The organism is Pumilibacter intestinalis, assembly GCF_943193005.1.
Classification (GTDB): domain Bacteria; phylum Bacillota; class Clostridia; order Christensenellales; family Pumilibacteraceae; genus Pumilibacter; species Pumilibacter intestinalis.
In genome coordinates, this window is sequence record NZ_CALPCH010000041.1 from 1 (window position 1) to 1,870 (window position 1,870).

Genomic DNA, 1,870 nt, shown 5'->3' on the forward strand with positions numbered 1-1,870 from the left:
ACAATTTCCGAAGCCGACTTACGCCGTGGACTGTATGCACGCATACAAATATTACAAGAGCCGCTATTTAACGATAGCGCTTGTTCCGACGATTATACATTGAAATTTAATATCGATTTAGAAGACACACAGCGTAAAGCACGCGAATTTGCCGGGCAATACTCCGCTTTGGCACATGAGCTTCAAAACTCACGCAAAAGGGGTGGATAGCTCAAACTATGCGTAAAAGTCTTCTTAAAATTTTTCCTTTACGCCTTGCTTAACTCTTACGCTCCCGGAGCGTTGCTTCGTCAAATTTTTATTTTACGAATTGTAAAAAAGGCAGTATAAAACCCGTCCGAGTAGGGCGGGTTTTGTCATTTTCAATTAAGCCTGTGCGTTTGGATCCATTGTAGTAATGCCGAACTATCCATGTTACCGGAAGCAACCGCAAGTCCGGCTTGTATTATGTCCTCATCGGTAAGATAAAGTTCAATGCCGTTCACCTCCAAGAAAGTAAGCATAACGTACATGCCGATACGCTTGTTACCGTCTACAAAGGCGTGATTAGATATAAGGCTGTATCCGATTTTAGCGGCTTTTTCTTCTTTGGTGGGGTAAAGGTCTTTACCGTCGAATGTAGCAAACGCACTTTCCAACGCAGAATCCAACAAATTTAAGTCGCGCAGATCTGCGCTACCGCCTGTTTCTTCGACAATAAGTTGATGCAATAGCAAGACCTTTTCGGTTGAAAACTTTATCATTTGGCAAGTTCCTCAAAAGCCGCATGATATTTATTTAGTATACGCTTAGCTACGACGTCAATCTTTTCGTCATCTGTTAAATCAAGCAGTGGGTTATCTTGCAAAGCAACGATCATGTATTGCGGTTTGTTATTACGAAAGATTACAGCAGATCCGTTTTGGTCGGCAATTTTAACGGCACGGCTAAAATTTTGATTTGCCTCAGTCATAGAAAGAATTTGGTTCGTATTGATTTGCATTACAAATACCTCCTACAAATATTATACGTTAAAAATAGGATAAAGTCAATCTATATTTCAAAATTTAATAGTGCCGGAGTTGTTGAAATGAGAAAGATTGTTTATTTGAGTAGCAGCGCGAGCACCGCTTTCGTCCTCGAGCCCAAGAAGATAGTCTGACGATACATCGAAAACAATACACAATTTTTTTAATGACGAAATTGTTGGCTCCTGCTTGTTAGTCTCCCAATAAACTATAGCTGATTGTGCGCATTCTAAAATAGTTGCAAGTTGTTTTTGTGTTAGCCCTTTTAGAAGTCGAAGCTCTTTTATTTTTTCGCCGAATTGTTTCATATATGAATTATAACAAATTATCATAAATGTGATTGACATAATCATAATTATGATTTATACTTAAATATCATAATTATGATATTTTATCAAAAAGGAGAAACGATAGTGAAAGTAAGAATGGGGTATAAGGGAGTAGGGAAACCGATAGAAGTGCTGGAAATCGAAGACGATTACGAAATAATACAAGAGCTCTGCGGCGGGTTCTTCTCCGGGTATTATGTAACGCAGTTTGTGGACTTGCCCGAATTGCACAATGTGGTGCTGTATTGCAACGATACAGGCAAGCTCGACGGATTTGCGCCGAACTGTTGTATCGGAAAAGAATTGCTTGTGGGCAATATAGCGTTTTTCGCGTTTGACGAACACGGTGAGCACATAGATATGACCGACAGACAAGTGCAGTTAATTCTAAATAATATTTTGGATTTAGGCTGCGAGAGAGAGTTCCGGTATGAAAGATAAACAATTGAAGAAGCTGCGGTTAAAGCCGGGAGAGATAGAAACGGCGCTCAAGCATTGCACCACCGAGGAACAGTGTGACGACTGTCCGCTTTT

General features: G+C 40.1%; 5 protein-coding genes. 2 read left to right on the top strand and 3 right to left on the bottom strand.

What is annotated here, in order from left to right:
• On the top strand, nucleotides 1-210 hold a 210-nt coding region (locus tag NFR55_RS10385; RefSeq protein WP_251548829.1), incomplete at its 5' end, for a hypothetical protein.
• 152 nt (nucleotides 211-362) lie between these two features.
• Here the strand turns inward: NFR55_RS10385 and NFR55_RS10390 are convergent.
• Genes NFR55_RS10390 through NFR55_RS10400 form a run of 3 tightly spaced genes read right to left on the bottom strand, consistent with a single transcriptional unit; the run spans nucleotide 363 to nucleotide 1,315 of the window.
• Nucleotides 363-743 (bottom strand): type II toxin-antitoxin system death-on-curing family toxin, encoded by a 381-nt coding sequence (locus tag NFR55_RS10390; protein WP_251548831.1) that lies wholly within the window; start codon nucleotides 741-743, stop codon nucleotides 363-365.
• Nucleotides 740-982 carry a type II toxin-antitoxin system Phd/YefM family antitoxin gene (locus NFR55_RS10395; protein WP_251548833.1) on the bottom strand — a complete coding sequence of 81 codons (243 nt, stop codon included), beginning with the start codon at nucleotides 980-982 and terminating at the stop codon, nucleotides 740-742. Before NFR55_RS10395 ends, NFR55_RS10390 begins: the two co-directional genes overlap by 4 nt.
• 57 nt (nucleotides 983-1,039) lie before the next feature.
• Nucleotides 1,040-1,315, bottom strand: a complete 276-nt coding sequence (locus NFR55_RS10400) for a helix-turn-helix domain-containing protein (protein ID WP_251548835.1) — start codon at nucleotides 1,313-1,315, stop codon at nucleotides 1,040-1,042.
• 105 nt (nucleotides 1,316-1,420) lie between these two features.
• Here NFR55_RS10400 and NFR55_RS10405 point away from each other — a divergent pair, with 105 nt between their 5' ends.
• The gene (locus NFR55_RS10405; RefSeq protein WP_251548837.1) at nucleotides 1,421-1,777 is read left to right on the top strand and encodes a DUF3846 domain-containing protein; all 357 of its coding nucleotides are present in this window, start codon (nucleotides 1,421-1,423) and stop codon (nucleotides 1,775-1,777) included.
• The last annotated feature ends 93 nt before the right edge of the window (nucleotides 1,778-1,870 follow it).

Excerpts from the sequence above, each read along its gene's own strand:
- NFR55_RS10390 (WP_251548831.1), bottom strand. The coding sequence starts at position 743 with ATGATAAAGTTTTCAACCGAAAAGGTCTTGCTATTGCATCAACTTATT.
- NFR55_RS10395 (WP_251548833.1), bottom strand. The coding sequence starts at position 982 with ATGCAAATCAATACGAACCAAATTCTTTCTATGACTGAGGCAAATCAA.
- NFR55_RS10400 (WP_251548835.1), bottom strand. The coding sequence starts at position 1,315 with ATGAAACAATTCGGCGAAAAAATAAAAGAGCTTCGACTTCTAAAAGGG.